This is a genomic window from Mycobacteroides sp. PCS013 (assembly GCF_049532645.1).
Lineage (GTDB): Bacteria > Actinomycetota > Actinomycetes > Mycobacteriales > Mycobacteriaceae > Mycobacterium > Mycobacterium gwanakae.
Genome location: NZ_CP150131.1, coordinates 2,618,358 through 2,638,593 on the forward strand (window position 1 = coordinate 2,618,358; position 20,236 = coordinate 2,638,593).

Genomic DNA, 20,236 nt, shown 5'->3' on the forward strand with positions numbered 1-20,236 from the left:
GCAGGAAGACCCGAACGAGCTTATGCTGCAACGCTGGCGCCTAATCCTGGGTGAGCCGGGCGGCAACTGCGCCCGGCTCACCGGCGACATGGCCGGTCAGGATGCCGCGCTGTCGTGGCTGTACGGACGCGACGACGAGCTGGCGGCCCGCGGCACCCGGCCGTCCGGTGAACGCGGCGGAGGCGACGGTGAGTCGCTCGTCGGCACCGTCGAGTGGATCAACGAAGTGCACCGGCTCTTTCCCCGCGACACGGTCGAACGTCTGGAACGAGACGCCTTGGAGCGCTATCAGATCCAAGAGATCGTGACCAATCCCGACGTGCTTGTCCGCGCCCGCCCCAACCAGACCCTGCTGCGCGCCGTGCTGCGGACGAAACATCTGATGAACCAGGACGTGCTCGACATGGCCCGCAAGCTCGTAGCGGCCGTCGTGCAGGATCTCGTCGACAAGCTGTCCGTTGAAGTGCGGGAAGCATTTTCGGGTCCGCGACTGCGCCGGCGTAGCATCCGCGGCAGCTCGCGGGATCTGGATGTGCGTGCCACCATCTGGCGCAACCTGCGTCACTACGACACCGAGCACCGGCGCATCGTGATCGAACGGCCGCTATTCACCTCTCGCAGTCGGCGCCATCTGGAGAAGTGGCAGATCATTATGCTGGTCGATCAGTCCGGTTCGATGCTCGGATCTGTCATCCACTCCGCGGTCACTGCGAGCTGCCTGTGGAACCTGCCTGGGGTGAAGACTCATCTCGTCGCCTTCGACACCTCGATCATCGACCTCACCAGGGATCTCACCGACCCGGTGGAGCTGCTGATGAAGGTGCAGCTGGGCGGCGGCACCGATATCGCCAAGGCGGTGACCTACGGTGCGGGGCTTATCGAAAACCCGCAGCGCACCATCTTCGTGCTCATCAGCGACCTGTTCGAAGGCGGGGACCCTCGAAACTTCACCGGACAACTGCGTGCCCTGGTCGAGCAGGGCAGCAAGGTGTTCGCACTGGCCGCGCTCGATGAGAACGCCGAGCCGTCCTATGACCGCGCGGTCGGCCAGCTGCTGGCCTCCTTCGGAGTCGAGGTTGGCGCCCTCACGCCCGGGCATCTGGTCGACTTCCTCGCCGAATGTTTGGCCGCGCATGGCTGAAAAACCGTGCCGTTCAGACCTGGACATCATCACCGAGGCGGCGCTCATCGGGCTGACGAATAAGGGCCTGGTGAAACGTGCTCAGCGCGAACTGGATTCGGAGACACCACCGGTGGTATCACAGGCACCTGACGGCACCGTCACCGCCCGCTGGCACGACGGAAACGTCTCAGCGCTAGCGGCCGATCAAGCCGTCACGCAGGCCGACTGCACCTGCGGGGCAACCACACTGTGCCGGCACCGCATCGGCCTGGTGCTCGGATACCAGCGGGCCGCTCAGGACACAGAAGATGCCACGGCGGGTTCCGACTGGTCACCCGCGATGTTCACCGACGCCGAACTGGCCGCGACGTTCGGTGCGGCCACCATGAAGGCCGCCGAGCGCCGCCGAGCCGCTGGCTATCCGGCAACGGTTCGGCGCGGTCAACCACCCACGGTAGAATTAACCTCCAGCACAGTTCGTTTCATGATTCCCGAACATCTCGACTTCGCCCTCACGGATGCGGACAAGCAGGCGTCCGCGGTGACCGTTGTGCTGGCGGTATGGGCGTTCCGCCTCGCGGACGCGATCGATCCCGGCACAACGCGCCTAGAGATCGAGGTCGCATCGACCGCCGACCGGGACGAAAAGCCCACCGCGGAAGCCTGCGATCTCGCCACGGAGCTGTTGCGCTCCGGAACCGTCAACGTCACCGACGTGCTGTCGGGGAAGCTCGATCGAGCCGCAGCGGACCTCGACCGCGACAACATCCGATGGCTTGCCGACACATTGCAGGACCTGCATACCCAATTTAGCGCGTATCGCACCCGCCACGCCGCATTCTCTGATCTGCGGGTGGCCGAGCTGTTGGCCGAGGTGCATGCTCGCGGTCTGGCATCCAGCAGCCCACGCCTGACCCGGGCACAGATCCTGGGCACCGGTGAAAAGGCCTCCACCCGAATCCGGTTGACCCGTCTCACCGCGCTCGGCGCGCGACTCACCCGAACGGACGACGCGGTGTCGGCGACGGTCTATCTGGTGAGCGACTCGATCCCGATGGTCATCCACCGCAGCTGGCCCGTCGACGACGATCCGGGCTTCGCCGGCGAGGTGGTGGGGGGGAGGCGCATCGCGGGCACCACCCTGGAACGGCTCGCCAGTTCTTCGGTGGTGACCGAGTCCGCAGTGCGGCACGCCAATCGCGGACTGGAACTCACCCGCTCGGCCGTGGCCAAGACGTCCGTGCTCCCGCTAGGACGGGCCTGGGAATCGCTGCCCAATCATCTAGCACACCACGAATTTTCCCTCGTAGAACGCGAAATCACCTCACAACCACCTCGATTCGTCAGGCCGCGGATCGAGGCCGAGTTCGTCAGGGTGTTCGCGGTGCACCGGGTGGTGTCCATGTCCTACTCCCCCGGCGCCCAGCGCTTGGTGGCCGAGGTTGCCGACGCTCACGACGGCCGGGCACTCATCGCCGACGAATATCGCTCGGTGGCACCCGGAGCGCTCGATGCCCTGCACCGCGCCTTGAGCGTGATCAGAGAGCAAGCCCAACCGGTATTTCTCAGCGGGATCGCGCGGCGCTCACACGGGCGCCTGATCGTGGAACCACTGGCCGCCATGTTGGACACCGAGGTGTCCGTGTTCGATTTCGCACCGGCCACAACCGGTGCACTGCCGGAGCATCACGATGTCCCCCCCGATCCGCTAGACCGCTCGGTACTGGCAGCACAGTCGCTATTGTCCCAAATCGCGCACACCGGGCTGGACCACTGCGCTGGTGGCATACAGCAGCAAATACATTCCTGTGCAAACGATCTCGCTGCTGTGGGATTTCATAGAACTGCCTCGGCGCTGCACCAGTTTGGCAAGTCCCTAGGCTCCGGAGACAGCATTAAGGCGCCGGATCACTGGTTCGCCGCGACAATCCGAGTCCTGGCAATAGTGGAACAGCTCTAATCAATCTGCCTAGCTCACCGAGCAATGTGTCTGGCCGAGCGCGGCCGACGAAGCTGAGCCTGGCGCGCCTTAGCCATCGAGGGGGTCAGGCGCGGACAGCACACTGGTGCTATTCGCGAGTACCGGTGTCGCATACGCCGACCCCGGCCCGGCAGCGCCCCCACCCCCACCGGTGATCGGGGCGCTGCAGTACGGACCTCCGGGATACCCTGCGGCCACAGGGGTTCCACTGCTACCCCCAGGACGCTCGGGGGTATCGGTATCGGCAGACACCCTGAGTCCCGCGGCATCAACCCTGGTTCCGCCCAACGCTTCCCGTGGCATCTCAGGAGTAAGCACTTCGGCGGATACGCTGAGCCCCGCCCCCTAGTCAGAAGCAGGCGCCACTGTGGGCTTCATCAAATCGGTCGCAGTACGACAATTCCCGGAACCGTGCCCAGATATTCCCCCAGCGGCGTGTCGACGACTTGGTTGTTCGCCCGCAATGACGAGGCGTTGCGCAGCACCGGCCCGTTCGGCGTGTGCAGGAAGACTCCTACATGGGTGACATCGAGCCCGCCAGCCGTCGCGTAGGCGCCGAGGTAGTCACCGTCGTGGAGATTGGCGATGACGCCATCGGAAACACGGGCGCTCGGTATGTAGGTAACCGTGCGCGGCCGCGTCGGCAGTCCGGGCAGGTAGTTTCCGCCGGAATCCTTCAGATTCAGTATCTTGGCGACCTGTTCTGCGGATGCCCCCAGGCTGGCCGTCACATCGGTGGCATTGATGGGAGCGTCTGCGGCCCAATCGGTAAAGAAGTGGCGGCGTTGCGTGAAGCTGATTTCACCCCCGCGGTACCGGATCTGTGTCAGCTGAGCGATGAAATCGGCGCGATTACTGGACCGCTTCAACGCTTCGACATAGTCGGCGTACGTGAAGCAGTCCACGCGCGTGAGTTCAACGACCAACTGCTCGGGGACCGAAGCGGATCCGATCAAGGTGTTGGCACTGTAGGGCACGTGCAGAAAGAGTGCCGACACCGCGGCACTCAGCTGCCCCGGGTTCTCGGCTCCGATACGGTTTCGCTCGGCCAGTAGCTCTTGGAGCCGACGTTCATTCGCCGGGCTGATCTGCACAGTGTCAGCCGCGGCCACAGGCGGGGCGCACAACGCACAGATCAGTGCGAGCAACGCGAACATGCGGTAACCGCGTCGTTCTGAAATTCGTCGCATTCTCGGGGTCACGGTCTGACGCCTTCCTCTCCAAGTCCCGGGATGGCCCAGCTAACACATCACAGCGCAGAGCGGAACCAGGCTGGTCACCGGCCTCGCCCGACGCCCACTCTGCCGCACTTTACGCAATGCGCGTGCACTTTTGGGCTCCTACGAGACGAATAGACACCGACTGGCGGTTGATTTCATTGGTGCAACGTCTAATTCACATCAAGGCAACCAATTCGTGTGAGGTTTCTGTCAACAACGCTGAAGGTAGCGGACATGCGCGGGAAGGATTTGCGTGGAAGATGTTCGGGTAGCCGAGACGACGGCTCTTAGCGCGGGGTTCGCATGGCAGCTACTGGGCGCGTGCCGAAACGCCAACCACGACCTGTTCTACTCCGATGACGACGAACGCCCCATTGAACGAAGACTCCGGGAACAGCACGCCAGAGCAGTGTGTCGACGCTGCCCCGTGACAACGCTCTGCCTTACCTACGCTCTGGAGATCGAAGAACCTCATGGGATGTGGGGTGGCATGTCCGAAGCCGAACGCCAAAAGATCCGGCTACGTATCGCCGCACGGAAGTCTGCGATCGGCTGACCGACGTGCGATCCGCACACCGTCGACTGCCCGCGAAACGCAGGTAGTCGATTACTCGTGTCGGTGGTCGTCGTGAGGCCGAAAATTAAAGGGCCCATTGGGAATTGTGTGCATCACAATTCCCGCCGACGTCATCAACATGGAGGAACAATGACAACTAGCGAGAAAGTTTCCGAGACGACATTCACTGACACCGTGGCCGAGCCGTTGGATGCCGTAGGAGAAGACGACAGCCAAGAGGCCGATGTTCAGGCAATCGTGAAGCGGTTTGTTGTTACATCCCACGGCGGATATCGAACGCGTCTGGCCATCCCGGGCGTGGGCCCGTTCAGTGTGGTCATGGTGTCCACCTCGGAAGTCAACGCCCAGGATGTGCCCTTCCAAGGCAACGCCGTCTGCCAGGTCCACAATGTGGTGCCTGACAATGGCGGCGTCCGAGTCCGCGGATTCATCGACTTCGGAGTCGATATCAGGGTGCAACTCGCCGTCTTCGTGGCCTAAGCGATCACGGGGGCCACACGCTCGGCCCGCCGTACCGGTAATCCGTGCGGCGGGCCTGCGGGCGGAGACCGGCCTACCTTGCCTTCAGCTGATACCAAATCCACTGTTTGGCCGCATACCAAGCCGACGAGGACGGGTCGATCAGATCGAAGTGATCCAGTTCGGAGAATTCGAAATAGTCAGCGGGAGTCTCCAGTGCTCTAGCAGCGGAGACGTAGTGCTGGGAGTGTTCGACGGGGATATTGATGTCACGCACGCCATGTACGAGGACATGATGCCGCCGGTGCCCAAGCTTGCGAACCGGCGATGCCGACGCAACCTCATTCGGCGAAATTCCCACGGCGCCAAGAAATTCTGCCGCAGCACCATCACCGAGGTTCTCCCGCAGTGCGCGGTCGATGTCGCTAACCGGAGCCAACGCGACGGCGAAGTCGGCCGATCCGGCAGCAAGGGCAAGAAGAGCGAGATGTCCACCGGCGGAGTGTCCCACCACTAATGATTGCGTGAGATCTGGATTGGCGCGTCTGGCCGCTTCGGCCGCCGCCGTGACATCGTCAAATGTTTGTGGCCACCCTCCGCCACCGCCGACCCTGCGGTACTCGATATTCGCGACGAGAAAGCCCTCGGCGCACAGGTCTTCGGCTATCGGCGCGGTGAGTTCAGCGCCCAGCGCTTCTCGCCAGAAACCGCCATGGATAACAAGAAGCAGGCCCAGAGCAGGCGCGGCCGGCTCAAGAATGTCGACGTATTGACTCGGGTGATCTCCGTAGGCCAGTCGCCTCTTTTGTGGCATAGCTTCCCTTCCGAATCAGGTTCACACATACAAGCATTGACCAGAGTGACGGGGCCTAAATCAAGCGTGCACCACCAAAGTGATAGTAGACCAATTGGTATAGCCCGCTTCAGGTGGGACCGCGTATCTCCGATCAACCCAACGCGGCGAGATGAGTAACAGATGCCTTCTGTATTGGTTACCGGTGCGGACGTGGGATCGGACTAGCGATCACTGAGCACATGAGCAGCCCGGGCTGGGATGTCTGTGCCACCGCCGGCGCCTTCGCAAGCTTCTGCCCAGCACCCACAGCGGTCCGCAGCTTGTTCAAGAACGGCTTGTCGCAATGGACTAGCCACTGTCGCGTCGAAAACGTCACGCGCAGAGCGTGCAAGCTCCCCATAGTGTTTGGGGTTCGCGGCGAATCGCGGTCAGCCACTTCCATCTTCGTGCGGCTTCAATTTGAGGACCGCCACCATCATTCCCGACCTACGTATAAACTCCCATCCACGCCACCGCAGAGGCATCCACGGCACGAGACCTGGACACCGGATGGCGCAGTCACTGCGCCACCTAGGAAGGCGCCTGCACCCCGCAGGCGTCTGGTTTCTGGCGGTTGGCCCGCCGTAAGGTCACCTCTGCGGCTAAACCCCAAGAACCACAATAGGAGACACGCACGTTGAATCGACTGCAGGCCGCACCAGCCAGGTTGACTAACCCGAAATCTGCACCACTGCTTCGCAAAACCCTCGCGATAGTCACCGCCTGCATGACCATCACGAGCTGTGTCTCGCTGACAGAAAGCGACCACCGGGCCGATACACAGTCGGCGCGGCCGACCGCGAATACGGCGCTGCCGCAGCCGCCAAACCAACTCTATGGCGATCTCTTCGTCGCGGTGCAGAGCGCACGGCTTTACCCCGATCAAAAGACTTTTGTCGATTCAACGTTAGATACGGACCCGGCCTCAATCGTTCAGCTATACCGGCAACAAAGAGCAGAACCGGGTTTTTCCCTCAAGGCGTTCACCGAACAGCACTTCACACCACCTGCCGCTGAGCACATCACGCCACCGCCAAACCAGACACTGCGCGAACACATCGACTGGCTGTGGCCCAGGCTCACACGAGCGAGCGTCACTGTGCCGCCGAACAGTTCGTTGATCGCGCTACCCAAACCGTATGTAGTGCCGGGCGGACGGTTCCAGGAGGGCTATTACTGGGACACGTACTCCACCATGCTCGGCCTGCAGGTGTCCGAACGGGAGGACCTCGTCGATGACATGCTCGACAACTTCGCGTACCTCATCAACACGATAGGTCATGTGCCAAACGGCAATCGCACGTATTACGCGAGCCGCTCCCAACCGCCCTTCTTCGCGAACATGGTGGACCTCGCCGCGCAGGCGGAAGGCGATGGCATTTATCGAAAGTACCTGCCAGCGCTGCGCAAAGAGCATGAGTACTGGATGCAGGGCGAGCACGAAACTCCGCCAGGCACCGCGGCACGCCATGTGGTCACCATGCCCGACGGCACGGTCCTCAACCGCTACTGGGACGCCAGCGACACCAGACGTGATGAGTCATATCTCGAAGACACCAAGACCGCCGAGGAAGCACCTGGCCGTCCTGCAAACGAAGTATGGCGCGACCTACGGGCCGGCGCCGAGAGCGGCTGGGACTACAGCTCACGCTGGCTCGGCGATGGCAAGACGCTCGCGAGCATCCGAACTACCGCGATCGTGCCAATCGACCTGAACAGCTTGATGTTCCAACTTGAGACAACAATCGCCAAAGGCTGCACCATCACGGGCGATGCCTCGTGCACTGCCGACTTCTCGACTCGCGCCCAGCAGCGCGCCAGTGCAGTCAACCGCTACCTTTGGAACGAACACGGTTACTACGGCGACTACGACTGGCAGCTGCGTCAGCCGCGTGATGCGATCACCGCGGCCACCCTGTATCCATTGTTCACCGGCGTTGCGTCACCCGAGCGCGCCAAGATGACAGCCATCGCAACGCGCAACACGCTGCTGCAACCCGGCGGTCTGGTAACGACCACCACGACCACCGGCCAACAGTGGGACGCACCCAACGGTTGGGCGCCGCTGCAATGGATCGCGGTCAATGGCTTGCGCCGTTATGGAGAGCCCACACTTGCCAAAGAAATCGGCGTCCGCTTCCTTAACACTGTGAAACACGTCTATTCAAAGGAAGACAAGCTGGTCGAGAAGTACGTGGTCGAGGGAGACAGCGCGCGGGTCGGAGGTGGCGGTGAGTACCCGCTGCAAGACGGCTTCGGCTGGACCAATGGCGTCACACTGAAACTGCTTGACCTCTACGGCATGTGAGACCCGTAGTTCGTACCGCTGCCCACGACTTGAGTCGAGTGGTCAGAATCTGTCATACCTGGCCGCTGAACAAGTCGACGCTGCCATCACCGACCACTGCACCACACATTTGCCGAGATCCGACGCCGGACCAGCAACAACCGCGTTACCAGTCCCTACAAACAACGCTAAGAGCCCCGGCACTGCCGAGGCTCTTAGCGTTGTTTCTCTCCGAGCGGACTGACTCGCCCTGACCGCCATGTCGTGACGGTCACGGGTTCGTGTAAGCCCGTTATGGTGGAGCTAAGGGGACTCGAACCCCTGACCCCCACACTGCCAGTGTGGTGCGCTACCAGCTGCGCCATAGCCCCATGTTTAGTTGTGTGCTCGGACGAAGTTACACCACGGCGACGGGCTCTCAAAATCTCAGCGCTCAGGACCGCCGACATCCTCTGCTACTTCCTGCATACTCCTAACCTGCGGTGACGCAAGTCTCCCCAGCGTCTCCGGTGCGAACACCCACGCCACAGCCGCGATCAGTGGCATCGCACCACCCACCACGAACGCCCATCCGTACGACGTGTGCTCGGCGATGACCCCCGCGACGACGGGTCCTATCACCAGCCCGATATCGGAGGTCATCTGGAAGGTCGCCAGTGCCGTCCCTGCCCGGCCCCGGCTGCCCACCACATCGGCCACCGCGGCCTGTTGCGGCGACGCATACAAACCGGCGCCTATCCCACCGATAAGCGACAGCACGATGAGCGCCGGCAGCGACGACGTGAAACCCATCGCCACCACGGTCGAACCGCAGACCACCAGCCCGGCCACCACCAGCGGCTTACGCCCGATGTCATCGGACCACGATCCCGCGAGAAAAGCCGTGGACACGTCCCCCGCCGCGAATGCGGCGAACACCAGTCCAGCGGCGCCCGGTCGCTGATGCAGCGCCTCAATCACAAACAGCGGCAGCAAGGCCCCACGGATTCCGAAGATGGCCCACCCCGCACTGAAATTCGACATCAGCGCGGCCAGGAAGGTTCGGTGATGCAGCGCGGATTTCAGTGTCACCGGAGCGCCGTGATGCTCTTCGGCGACCTCCAGCAGCGTGGAGCGCCGCAGCCCGAAGTGGACCAGCACGGCGACGGCCACCAGCGCCGCCGCGTAGATGATGAACGGCGCCGAAAGACTCAGGCCCACCACGGCACTACCCAAGACCGGACCGGCCACCATCCCGAGCAGGAAGCTCGACCCGTACAGCCCCTGTGCACGCCCGCGAATCTCTTCGGGCGCGATGCGCACCAGCAGCGCGGCCGCCGACACGGTGAACATGGTGGAGCCGACACCGCCGAGCGACCGGAACACCAGCAGCTGCCAGTAGTCATGCACGAAGGCGCAGCACCCGGTGGATAACGCGACGATCAGCAACCCGGACATGTAGACCCAGCGCTCCCCCAGCCGCTGCACCAGCGCGCCGGCGGCCGGTGCGAACACCAGCCGGAATGCGGCGAACGAGCTCACCACCGCGGTCGCCGCCGTGACACTGACCCCGAAGCTACGCGCGTACTGCGGCAATGCGGGTGCCACCACGCCAAACCCCAGCGCGATCACCAGGCACGCGACAACCAGGACCCAGATCTCCCAAGGCAGGCGTGGTTTAGTGTCCGCCTCGTTACCGGGACAGCCGCTTACCCGATCACCGATGAGACCACCTCGCGGGCAGCGTCCTGCACCTGCCGCAAGTGTTCTGCCCCCAGAAACGATTCTGCATAGATCTTGTATACATCCTCGGTACCCGACGGCCGTGCCGCGAACCAGGCGTTTTCGGTGACAACCTTGAGCCCGCCGATCGGGGCACCGTTGCCGGGCGCATTGGTCAGCTTGGCCACGATGGGCTCACCGGCCAGTTCGGTGGCGCTTACCTGCTCGGGCGATAGCTTGCCCAACACAGCCTTCTGCTCACGGCTCGCGGGCGCATCGACACGAGCATATGTTGGGGCGCCGTACTTCTCGGTCAGCTGCGCGTAGCGCTGCGAGGGCGTAGCCCCGGTGACCGCGAGGATCTCCGAGGCCAGCAGGGCGGCGATGATGCCGTCCTTGTCGGTAGTCCACACCGAGCCGTCACGACGCAGGAAGGACGCCCCGGCGCTCTCCTCGCCACCGAAACCGATTGTCCCGCCGATCAACCCGTCCACAAACCACTTGAATCCAACCGGCACCTCGAGCAGCGTTCGGTTCAGCCCGGCCACCACCCGGTCGATGATCGACGAACTCACCAGCGTCTTGCCTACGGCGGTCTCGGCGGCCCAACCGTCCCGGTGGCTGAATAGGTAGTCGATGGCCACCGCCAGGTAGTGGTTGGGATTCATCAGTCCCGCATCGGGAGTCACGATGCCGTGTCGATCCGAGTCGGCGTCGTTCCCGGTCGCGATCTGGTACTTGTCCCGCGACGCCACCAACGAGGCCATCGCATCGGGCGAGGAGCAGTCCATCCGGATCTTGCCGTCATGATCCAGAGTCATGAACCGCCAGGTGGCATCCACAAGCGGGTTCACCACGGTCAGGTCCAGCGACCAGCGATCGGCGATGGCCGCCCAGTAGTCGACGCTGGCCCCGCCCAGCGGGTCGGCGCCGATCCGGATGCCTGCGCCCTTGATGACATCGAGGTCGATGACGTTGATCAGATCGTCCACATATGTCTGCTGAAAGTCATACCGCTGCACGGATTTCAGCGCCTCTGCCAGCGGGACCCGTTTCACCGAGCGCCAGCCCGAGCGCAGAATCTCGTTGGCGCGCGCGGCGATCGCCCCGGTGGCATCGGTATCGGCAGGGCCGCCATGCGGTGGGTTGTATTTGAACCCGCCGTCGCGGGGCGGGTTATGCGACGGGGTAACGACTATCCCGTCGGCCAGCCCCGTGGTCTTGCCCTGGTTGCGCCGCAGGATGGCGTGGCTCACCGCCGGAGTCGGGGTGTATCGGTCCCGTGAATCCACTGCCACCACAACACCATTGGCGGCCAACACTTCCAGAGCGCTGGTCCACGCGGGTTCGGAGAGCGCGTGGGTGTCACGGCCGATGAACAGTGGCCCGGTGGTGCCCTGCGAGGCCCGGTATTCGACGATGGCCTGGGTGGTAGCGACGATGTGCGCCTCGTTGAAGGCGCCGTCGAGACTCGACCCCCGGTGCCCGGAGGTCCCGAAGACGACCTGCTGTGCCACGTCCCCCGGGTCGGGGTCAATCGCGTAGTAGGCCGTCACCACGTGGGCGATGTCGATGAGGTCTTCCGGCTGGGCCGGCTGTCCGGCGCGCGCGTTGCTCACCCGCCTGATTCTGCCCGGATCAAGTGAACCGTGTCTTACCGAACGGTCGCTATTGGAGTGGCTGAATGCCGACGGCGGTGCCGTAGGCACACACCTCGACGCCCGTGTTGGCGTACTCGGTGGTCTCGAATCGGAACGCGACCACCGCATTCGCGCCGCGCGACTCGGCTTCTGCCGCCAATCGGGACAGTGCTTCGCGACGACTCTCGTGCAACAGCTGAGTGATGCCCTTGAGCTCACCGCCCGCGATCGACTTGAACGAAGCGGCAAGGTTGGAGCCGATGTGCCGCGATCGCACGGTCAAACCGAAGACCTCGCCGAACACCGCGGCGATCTTGTACCCGGGGATGTCGTTGCTCGTCACAATAATCATGGGCCCAAGGTACCGCCGCCACGTGATCAGACGATCGACGTGGCGTCCTGCCACAGCGGGCGCCGATCCCCGTCAGGATCGGCCTCTAGCCTGGACGGATTATCGATGATCAACACCTGACGCTCCGGCACCGTGTGGGCGGGCCAGCCGTCACCGGGGCTCCCGGTGCGCGCGAATGACAGCCAGCGCCTCTGCATCTCGTCGCTGACGGCCCGTGCGGCGGCGCGATCTTTGCGTCCCGCCAGGATGGGCCCGGCGATGGTCCGGTAGGTACCGAAGACCGCGAGGAGTTCGATCGCGTGGGTGGGTCCCAGCCCGTAACGGCGTAATGCGCGCGTCGCGTAGTCGTACCGGTAGAAGTACGTCGGCGCGTATTGGCCGTGCGCCTCTGCCACGCGCCATGCCGCCGAGCCGAATGCCAAGTCGCCGGCCAGCTGTAGGAGCGCCTTCTCCGACGGATACCCGTGGTAACTATCGACAATGCGCTGAACAAACTCCGGCCCGTCCTTGGACAACGCGTGCTCAAGCGCCTCCGGGGTGATCGGAAGGATCTTGAGGATCTTGGTGAACAGAGTCGCCTCTTCGGCGTTGTACCCAATGATGAGTGGAACACGATGCGCCTCACCGCGTTCCATGGCCTCGACGGGATCGAGAGGCAGTACGTCACCGTCGACGCTCGGCCCGATCCGCAGCGACAGACCTGGTATGTGTTTGGCCGATCCGATCAGCCGGAACAGGGCCTTCACCAGATTCTTCGGCTTCGCGGAGAGAACTGTTTCGGCCGCGTTCGAGTCGGTCGCACCCAGATACTTCGCGAACTGGCGCGCGTTCACCACGGCGTCTTGGGCGCTGACCACCAGCCCGCTGGCGGTGCTCTGGCAGATTGCCCGGTGGAACAGTCCTGCGGCCGAGGGCACCGCAAGCAGCGTGTTCACGGCGTGCGACCCGGCGCTCTCTCCGAAGATCGTCACGTTGTGGGGATCACCCCCGAAGGCACCGATGTTGTCGCGCACCCACTGCAGCGCCAGCACCAAGTCGCGTAGGTACAGGTTGCTGTCGATGGTGTGCTTCTCGTCCGACAGCGACGAGAGGTCCACACAGCCGAGCCCACCCAAGCGGTAGTTGACCGACACATATACACATCCACGGCGTGCAAGACTCGCGCCGTCATACAGCGGGGTCGCTGAGCTACCCAGGAAGTAGCCCCCGCCATGGATGAAGAACATCACCGGCAATGGCCCACTGACCGGCCCCTCGGGCGCGACCACGTTGAGGGTCAGGCAGTCCTCGCTGAGCTTCTGCGGCTTGCCGGGCAGGATGATCGCGAAGCGATGCTGCTGAATGGACGCCGCACCCCAGGTGCGGCACTTGCGCACTCCCGTCCACGGCTGGGCCGGGCGTGGCGCGCGCAGGCGCAGCGGACCCACCGGCGGCTCAGCGTAGGGAATCCCACGGAAGCGATGCACGCCGCCCCGGGTGAATCCTTCGACGGTGCCGTTGACGGTGTTGATGCGGATGGGCTTCTTTGCCATCGGCACATCCTAGGTAACCAACCGGTTGGGCCACAATGGTCAAATCAGAGGGTGAGGCTGAAGCCTTCCCACGCCGCACGACGTGTCGCCTCCGGGTCCAGCTCCACGCGCGTGGCGTGGTCGAACACCATCACTGCGCGATCCGGCGGCTCGTAGACCGGCCAACCGTCACCGGGAATTCCACTGCGCGCGAACGCAAGCCAGCGCCGTTGCACATCATTGCTGACTCGCACCGCATCACGCTGGCCAAGAGCTCCCGCCATCACAGTGCCCATCGCGCCGCGGTAACTATCGAACACCGCGAGCAATTCGGTGGCATGTGTGGCGCCCATTCCGGCCATGCGCAGCGCCCCGGGCGCATAGTCGTACCGGTAGAAATACACCGGTGCATACCGATGGTGCGCCTCCGCCATTTGCCAGGCGGCCGTCGAGAAGTTCATATCTCCGGCGAGTTTGACCCGCGCGGATCGCCCCGGATATCCCGGATATGCCGCCACGATGCGGTCACGATGCACGGGCCCGCCCCGCATCAGCATCCCCTCCAGCGCCTCCTCGGACAGCGGCATCATCTTGAGCACCCGCGTGAACAGCTTGGCCTCGTCGGCGTTGTGCCCGACGATCAACGGAACGCGATGTGCCTCACCGTGTTCCATGGCCTCGACGGGGTGACGCGGCAGATAGTGACCATCGATGCATGGACCGATCGCAAACGATCCGCCGGGCATGTTCGTCACGATGTCGGCAATCAGTGCGTCGAGGGCGGCCCCCAGTTCGGCGGGGGTCGCACGCAGCACCGCCTGTGCGGCCGCTTCCGGTGCTGCCCCGAGGATATGGGCGAATTTCTGGGCATAAAGCGCAGCCGAATCGGCGGGCACGGCCATTCCACTGGCGGTGCTCTGACAGATCGCACGGTGAAACAGGCCGCCGGCTGCGGGGGTGGCCATCAGCGTCTCCACGCAGTGCGCTCCGGCGCTCTCGCCGAAAATCGTCACATTCTGCGGGTCACCGCCGAAGGTGGCGATGTTGTCATGCACCCACTGCAGGGCCAGCACTACATCGCGCAGAAACAGGTTGCCGTCAATGGTGTGTTCGCGATTGGACAGCGATGACAGATCGAGCGCACCCAGTGCTCCCACCCGGTAGTTCACCGAGACGTACACACATCCGCGCCGGGCCAGCGAGCCGCCGTCGTACAGCGGGGTGGCCGAGCTACCCAGGAGGTAACCGCCGCCGTAGATGAAGAACATCACCGGTAGCGGTTCGTTGGATGGGCGGTCAGGAGTGACGACGTTGACCGTCAGGCAGTCCTCGCTGGCCCGCTGCACGCGCCCGGGCCCCAGCACCCGGTAGCGGCGCCGCTGCGGTGCCGCCGCGCCGAACTCGGTGCAGTCACGCACCCCGTCCCACGGCAGAGCCGGTTGCGGCGCCCGCAGACGCAGTAATCCGATCGGCGGGCGGGCGTAGGGAATGGACCGGAAGCGCCGCACGCCTCCCCGCACGAAGCCTTCGACGATTCCGTTGGGAGTGCTCACGCGGACAGTGGGCGTCTTCGACCCTGATGCCATGGCAGTCAAGATAGCTGTCCGCGGCGTCGAGCGCCGTGCTGGTTGCCGGAAAACTGAGCAAATCGGGGTAATTCGAGCGCAGCAACGCCCTCCTCCACAGATAACTGATCACGGTCTCCAGAAATCAGTGCGCGGCACCTCGGCTGATTTCAGCCCGGTCACGGGAACATACCTATCGATGCACCAATAGCCACATTGGCCCCACAGGCCACTATCGTCACGGGAGTCAATTGCTGACGTCGAGATGGCGTCCTGCCCCGGGAAGGTCTGACATGTCGAGGCGTCGCCGAATCTCCGTGGTTTTGATGACCTCGGCCGTTATCGGATCAAGCGTCGCCATCGATGTTGCGCCCATGGCGTACGCCGACCCATGCACCGGCCCGGCCGCGGGCCTGCAGCCACCGACCCCGGTTCCCGACGACGGCATGCCCGGCCAGGCTCCCCCGATCGGCCGCAGGCCCGCGGGCGCCAATGACAAGGCCCCACTGCCGGAGCTGGGCAAGCTGCCGCTGGCCATCCTCAAGCAGGTCCTGCCTCAACAGAGCGCCAAGAAGAAGCCCGGATGGGCTCAGGAGCTGGCGCATCCGGGCCTGCCCAACCCCCCAGAACCCGGCTCACCGAACAATCTGCAAGATCAGCAGGCCGCTGCCGTCGCTCCCGCTCCTCCGGCTCCTGCCGTCGGCCCGGCCGCCGAGGCCGCCGTCTCCCCGAGCACGTCGGTCGTCGGCTGGGTGACCGGGGTGGACACCGGCGCCAACACCCTTCAGAAGTTCAGCATCTCCGGTACCGACCTCGGAATCATGTGGGACAACGGCGATTCCGCCGGCCGCCAGGTGCTGATGGCCTTTGGCGATACCTACGGATACTGCGGAATGAGAAGCCAGCAGTGGCGGTACAACACCCTGCTGCGCACCCAGGACAAGTCGCTTTCACGCGGCCTGGCCGTGGCGGAGGGATCGACCTCCAACCCGTACGCCGGATCTCCACAGTCACGCCCCGGCTACTCCAAGCAGATCATCCCGCCCATCAAGTGGGCCGCCCAGGAACGGGGCATCATTCCCACGGCCGCCATCTCCGTCGGACGTACGCAGTACATGAACTACATGTCCATCAAGAGCTGGGACAGCGCCGGGGAATGGACCACCAACTACTCGGCCACCGCGGTGTCCAACGACAACGGTCAGAACTGGAAGACCTTCCCGCAGAGCATTCGTCCGGCCTCCCCCGACGCCATCAGCCAGGTTCCCTTCACGCCGGGCAATGAGAACTTTCAGCAGGCCGCCTACGTCAAAGGCAACGACGGCTACATCTACATCTTCGGAACCCCTTCCGGGCGAAGCGGATCCGGCTTCGTGTCGCGCGCGTTGCCCGGCAACCTGCCCGACGCCACCAAGCATGAGTTCTGGAACACCGACCGGGGTTCCTGGGTGCCGGGTGACCCCAATGCGGCGACCCCGATCCTCTCGGGCCCGGTGGGTGAGATGTCGGCGCAATACAACACCTACCTCAAGAAGTATCTGGTGATGTACGGCGACAAGCAGGGAGACGTCCTGCTCTCGACCTCCCCGGCGCCGCAGGGCCCGTGGAGTCCACCACAGGTCATCGTCACCGAGTCACAGATGCCGGGTGGCCCCTACGCGCCGTACCTGCATCCGTGGACAACCGGCAAGGAGTTGTACTTCAACTTGTCGCTGTGGTCGGCCTACAACGTGATGTTGATGCGAACAACCCTTCCGTAACTTGCCGCGTCAGCCCCTAAATCCGCTCAATGATGGTCGCGTTCGCCAAACCGCCTGCCTCGCACATGGTTTGCAAACCGTAGCGTCCGCCGGTCTGCTCCAACACCGATACCAGTGTGGTCATCAACCGCCCACCGCTGGCCCCCAGCGGGTGCCCGATGGCGGTGGCGCCGCCGTTGATGTTGACCTTGGACAAATCGGCACCGGTCTCCGCCTGCCAGGCCAGAACCACCGAGGCAAAGGCCTCGTTGACTTCGAAGGCGTCGATATCCGCCAACGATAGACCCGCGCGGTCAAGGACTTTCGCAGTCGCGGGGATGACTCCGGTAAGCATGTACAACGGATCATCACCCACCACCGCCACCGAATGCACGCGGGCCCGCGGAGTCAGTCCAAGACGCTTGGCGGCCTCACTGGAGGTGATGAGCACAGCCGATGCGCCATCGTTGATCGGCGACGAATTCCCCGCCGTCACCTTCCAATCAATCTGCGGGAAGCGTTCCTCCCACAACTCATTACGGAAGGCGGGTTTGAGCCCCGCCAAGACATCCACCGTGGTCGATGACCTCACGGATTCGTCGGTGAGTACCTCAACCAGCTCACCATCGACGTTGGGGGCCTTGATCGGCACCACATCGCGCGCGAATCTCCCCTCGGCCCAGGCCTGCGCGGCGCGCCGGTGACTTTCGGCCGCGAAGGCATCCAGATCCCGGCGCGACAGGTTCCATTTCTGCGCGATCAGCTCCGCACTGATGCCCTGCGGAACGAGACCTTCCGGATAGCGACCGGCAACCCCCGAGCCGAAAAAGTCCTTGCCCAGGCTCTGGCTGCCCATGGGTACCCGACTCATCGACTCGATACCCGAGGCGATCACGACGTCATATGCGCCTGCGATGACCCCTTGCGCGGCAAAGTGAATGGCCTGCTGACTGCTGCCACATTGCCGATCCACGGTGACCGCCGGGACCGTCTCGGGCAATCCGGCTGCCAGCGCCGCCCACCTCGCGGTGTTGGAACTCTGCTCCCCTACCTGCCCGACCGCCCCACTGATGACGTCATCCACGAGAGCCGGATCTATCCCGGTGCGTTCGACGAGTGCGCGAATGGCGTGTGCGTGTAGATCGACCGGGTGCACACCCGAGAGCGATCCCCCGGGCTTTCCCTTTCCGACGGGTGTACGCACCGCGTCGACGATGACTGCATCTCTCATTGCCCTGCCTCCTGAATTCGCCGTCGAACTCCTCTTCTGCCGGTATACGCCCGGTCAGTTGGAATTCACAACTAAGTGTGACCAAATGCATAACGTGCTAAGTTGGATTTCACGACTATGAGAAATTGCTCGATAGCCAATGCCCTCGATGTGATCGGGGAACGCTGGACCCTGCTGGCCCTGCGCGAGATCATGCTGGGCAATCGACGCTTCGACGAGATTGTTCGCAACACCGGCGCCAGCCGCGACATCCTGGCCACCCGGCTGCGCAAGCTCGTGGACGCCGGCGTGCTGGAGAAGCGCCAGTACGAACAGCGTCCTCCCCGTTATGAATACCTGCTGACCGAATCGGGGCGTGCGCTGCGGCCGGTGCTGTTCGCCTTGATGGACTGGGGCGACAAATTCGTCACGCAGGGTCCTCCGCCGAGCGTCTGGGAACACGAATGCGGGTCGGTGCTGCATATCCATCCGGCCTGCGAAAGTTGCGGAGAGACAGTGACCTTCGACGACATCACCGCGCGACGAATCGGCACGGTGCGATGAGCTCAAAGCCTTTGACGTATCAGCCCGCAGGAGCCACATACCTGGCCGAAAGTGGCTGGCCCGCCACCCCGCCCGCCTTACGGCGATACGAGCGGACCGTCACCATCGGGCACGGAGAGCACGCATGGCAAGAGGCTTCGCAAGCAGTGCTGAACTGGGGTGTAAAGCGCCGCAGCGGGTTCCGGGTGAATCCGGAGGCGACAGCGCGTGAGGGTACCGAGTTTCAGATCAGCCTCGGATGGGGGCCATTCAGCGTTCACGAGCCGGTACGCGTTGTCACCGTGACCAACACCGACGACCGGTGCGGTTTCGCGTACGGCACGTTGCCGGGTCATCCCGTATCCGGCGAGGAAGCATTCATCGTGCACCGGAACGACGGCGGGACGGTGTTCCTCACGCTGCGCTCGCTAACGAAGCCCGCACCATCCGGATTCTGGCGGCTGGTCTTTCCGGCGCTCCTGGTGGCGCAGCGGGTATTCCGCCGCCGATACCTACGGGCGCTGTCCTCCTAGGCGTCGGAGGCCGCGAGGTCCACCAACGCGCGTGCCGGTCCAGTCGGCGCAGCACCCGGTCGCCACACCGCCCGGAACTGGCGCGTGAAGTCGGTGCCATCGGCGAGCGTCACCTCGACCAACGTCCCGGCCGACAGTTCGGGCGCCGCGATGAGACGGCTGATCACCGCGGGGGCTAATCCCGTTGCCGCAGCCGCTTTGATCGCGGCCGCTGAACCCAGCTCCGCCGCCGGTGCCGCCGGCTGGCACACCTGACTCAGCACCTCCCAGACGGTGTCGCGGGTTCCCGAACCCGGCTCGCGCATCAGCAGCGGGGTGGTGGCGAGCTCACGCAGCGTCACCGGCTTGCGGCGCCGCGCCCACTTGTGCCCCTGCCCCACCACGATGACCAGCTCGTCAGCGCCCAGCACCTCCCCGGCCAAGCCTGCGGGTGCGTGCGGTCCCTCAATGAATCCCAGGGTCGCGCTTCCGGCCCGCACCAGCTCGCACACCTGCTGCGTGTTGCCGACCTCAAGTGACACCGGGACGTCGGCATGTCGTGCACGAAGTGCCGTGAGCCACAGCGGCATCCGGTGATCAGCGATGGTACGCGAGGCAGCGACCACCAGACGCGGCGTATGACCGGAATGCAGAGCCGCCACACCCGCAACGAACTCTCGCGCCGCCGCCAGGACCGGGGCGGCGTGGCCGACCACCGCAAGTCCGGCGTCGGTCAACCGAGACCCGGTGGGACCTCGCTCCAGCAGCACCAGGCGCAGACGGCGTTCCAAAGCCCGCATTCGCATGCTGGCCGCGGGCTGGGAGATGCCGTGCCTGCGGGCCGCCGCCCCGAGGCTGCCCGTCTCGGCAACGGACACCAGCAGGTCCAGCACATCGAGATCGGGCGTGCCCGGAGGTAGAGGCATAAGTACAGTTTATGAGGTTCCGCCAAAATGCCTGGTCATTGCCCCTGATTACGAT

At 64.0% G+C, this 20,236-nt stretch carries 17 protein-coding genes and 1 tRNA gene; 8 read left to right on the plus strand and 10 right to left on the minus strand.

The window, feature by feature from the left end:
- The first annotated feature begins 22 nt into the window (after nucleotides 1–22).
- Nucleotides 23–1,141: a VWA domain-containing protein gene (locus RHO23_RS12865; RefSeq protein WP_423489229.1), complete on the plus strand. Its 1,119-nt coding sequence runs from the start codon at nucleotides 23–25 to the stop codon at nucleotides 1,139–1,141.
- A complete protein-coding gene (locus RHO23_RS12870) occupies nucleotides 1,134–3,083 on the plus strand; it encodes a hypothetical protein (RefSeq protein WP_423487856.1) in 1,950 nt (649 codons plus the stop codon). The genes RHO23_RS12865 and RHO23_RS12870 overlap by 8 nt, the downstream gene beginning before the upstream one ends.
- Before the next feature lie 398 nt (nucleotides 3,084–3,481).
- Here RHO23_RS12870 and RHO23_RS12875 read toward each other — a convergent pair whose 3' ends face one another.
- Nucleotides 3,482–4,294, minus strand: coding sequence for an N-acetylmuramoyl-L-alanine amidase-like domain-containing protein (locus tag RHO23_RS12875; RefSeq protein WP_423487857.1), 813 nt, complete (start codon nucleotides 4,292–4,294; stop codon nucleotides 3,482–3,484).
- 283 nt (nucleotides 4,295–4,577) lie between these two features.
- Here RHO23_RS12875 and RHO23_RS12880 point away from each other — a divergent pair, with 283 nt between their 5' ends.
- Together RHO23_RS12880 and RHO23_RS12885 are read left to right on the plus strand one after the other, a co-directional pair.
- Nucleotides 4,578–4,880: a WhiB family transcriptional regulator gene (locus RHO23_RS12880; RefSeq protein WP_064409326.1), complete on the plus strand. Its 303-nt coding sequence runs from the start codon at nucleotides 4,578–4,580 to the stop codon at nucleotides 4,878–4,880.
- A gap of 150 nt (nucleotides 4,881–5,030) precedes the next feature.
- Nucleotides 5,031–5,381: a hypothetical protein gene (locus RHO23_RS12885; RefSeq protein WP_064409327.1), complete on the plus strand. Its 351-nt coding sequence runs from the start codon at nucleotides 5,031–5,033 to the stop codon at nucleotides 5,379–5,381.
- Between the two features lie 73 nt (nucleotides 5,382–5,454).
- Here RHO23_RS12885 and RHO23_RS12890 read toward each other — a convergent pair whose 3' ends face one another.
- Nucleotides 5,455–6,174: an alpha/beta hydrolase family protein gene (locus RHO23_RS12890; protein WP_423487858.1), complete on the minus strand. Its 720-nt coding sequence runs from the start codon at nucleotides 6,172–6,174 to the stop codon at nucleotides 5,455–5,457.
- 688 nt (nucleotides 6,175–6,862) lie between these two features.
- On the opposite strand from RHO23_RS12890, the gene treA reads away from it, so the two are divergent.
- On the plus strand, nucleotides 6,863–8,503 hold the full coding sequence (treA, locus tag RHO23_RS12895) for an alpha,alpha-trehalase TreA (protein ID WP_423489230.1): 1,641 nt from the start codon (nucleotides 6,863–6,865) through the stop codon (nucleotides 8,501–8,503).
- Between the two features lie 274 nt (nucleotides 8,504–8,777).
- Here treA and RHO23_RS12900 read toward each other — a convergent pair.
- The 6 genes from RHO23_RS12900 to RHO23_RS12925 all read right to left on the minus strand — a co-directional run bounded on the left by RHO23_RS12900 (nucleotide 8,778) and on the right by RHO23_RS12925 (nucleotide 15,272).
- Nucleotides 8,778–8,853 (minus strand) — tRNA-Ala (locus RHO23_RS12900).
- Nucleotides 8,854–8,908: 55 nt separating this feature from the next.
- A complete protein-coding gene (locus RHO23_RS12905; protein ID WP_423487859.1) occupies nucleotides 8,909–10,093 on the minus strand; it encodes an MFS transporter in 1,185 nt (394 codons plus the stop codon).
- A gap of 77 nt (nucleotides 10,094–10,170) precedes the next feature.
- Nucleotides 10,171–11,802, minus strand: coding sequence for a phosphoglucomutase (alpha-D-glucose-1,6-bisphosphate-dependent) (gene pgm, locus RHO23_RS12910; RefSeq protein WP_423487860.1), 1,632 nt, complete (start codon nucleotides 11,800–11,802; stop codon nucleotides 10,171–10,173).
- A 49-nt stretch (nucleotides 11,803–11,851) separates the two neighbouring features.
- The gene (locus RHO23_RS12915; RefSeq protein ID WP_030097012.1) at nucleotides 11,852–12,175 is read right to left on the minus strand and encodes a YbjQ family protein; all 324 of its coding nucleotides are present in this window, start codon (nucleotides 12,173–12,175) and stop codon (nucleotides 11,852–11,854) included.
- A gap of 26 nt (nucleotides 12,176–12,201) precedes the next feature.
- The gene (locus RHO23_RS12920) at nucleotides 12,202–13,707 is read right to left on the minus strand and encodes a carboxylesterase/lipase family protein (RefSeq protein WP_217339262.1); all 1,506 of its coding nucleotides are present in this window, start codon (nucleotides 13,705–13,707) and stop codon (nucleotides 12,202–12,204) included.
- Nucleotides 13,708–13,751: 44 nt separating this feature from the next.
- Entirely contained in the window at nucleotides 13,752–15,272 is a 1,521-nt protein-coding gene (locus RHO23_RS12925; protein ID WP_057968151.1) for a carboxylesterase/lipase family protein, read from the minus strand.
- Nucleotides 15,273–15,544: 272 nt separating this feature from the next.
- On the opposite strand from RHO23_RS12925, the gene RHO23_RS12930 reads away from it, so the two are divergent.
- Entirely contained in the window at nucleotides 15,545–17,011 is a 1,467-nt protein-coding gene (locus tag RHO23_RS12930) for a DUF4185 domain-containing protein (protein ID WP_423487861.1), read from the plus strand.
- Between the two features lie 16 nt (nucleotides 17,012–17,027).
- On the opposite strand, the gene RHO23_RS12935 is transcribed toward RHO23_RS12930, so the two are convergent.
- Nucleotides 17,028–18,221 (minus strand): thiolase family protein, encoded by a 1,194-nt coding sequence (locus tag RHO23_RS12935; protein WP_423487862.1) that lies wholly within the window; start codon nucleotides 18,219–18,221, stop codon nucleotides 17,028–17,030.
- Nucleotides 18,222–18,338: 117 nt separating this feature from the next.
- On the opposite strand from RHO23_RS12935, the gene RHO23_RS12940 reads away from it, so the two are divergent.
- Together RHO23_RS12940 and RHO23_RS12945 are read left to right on the plus strand one after the other, a co-directional pair.
- Nucleotides 18,339–18,764 carry a winged helix-turn-helix transcriptional regulator gene (locus RHO23_RS12940; RefSeq protein WP_030097007.1) on the plus strand — a complete coding sequence of 142 codons (426 nt, stop codon included), beginning with the start codon at nucleotides 18,339–18,341 and terminating at the stop codon, nucleotides 18,762–18,764.
- Nucleotides 18,761–19,276: a DUF1990 family protein gene (locus RHO23_RS12945; RefSeq protein ID WP_423487863.1), complete on the plus strand. Its 516-nt coding sequence runs from the start codon at nucleotides 18,761–18,763 to the stop codon at nucleotides 19,274–19,276. Before RHO23_RS12940 ends, RHO23_RS12945 begins: the two co-directional genes overlap by 4 nt.
- On the opposite strand, the gene RHO23_RS12950 is transcribed toward RHO23_RS12945, so the two are convergent.
- Nucleotides 19,273–20,181 carry a LysR family transcriptional regulator gene (locus tag RHO23_RS12950; RefSeq protein WP_030097005.1) on the minus strand — a complete coding sequence of 303 codons (909 nt, stop codon included), beginning with the start codon at nucleotides 20,179–20,181 and terminating at the stop codon, nucleotides 19,273–19,275. The two genes, RHO23_RS12945 and RHO23_RS12950, sit on opposite strands and share 4 nt — an antisense overlap.
- Nucleotides 20,182–20,236 lie beyond the last annotated feature (55 nt).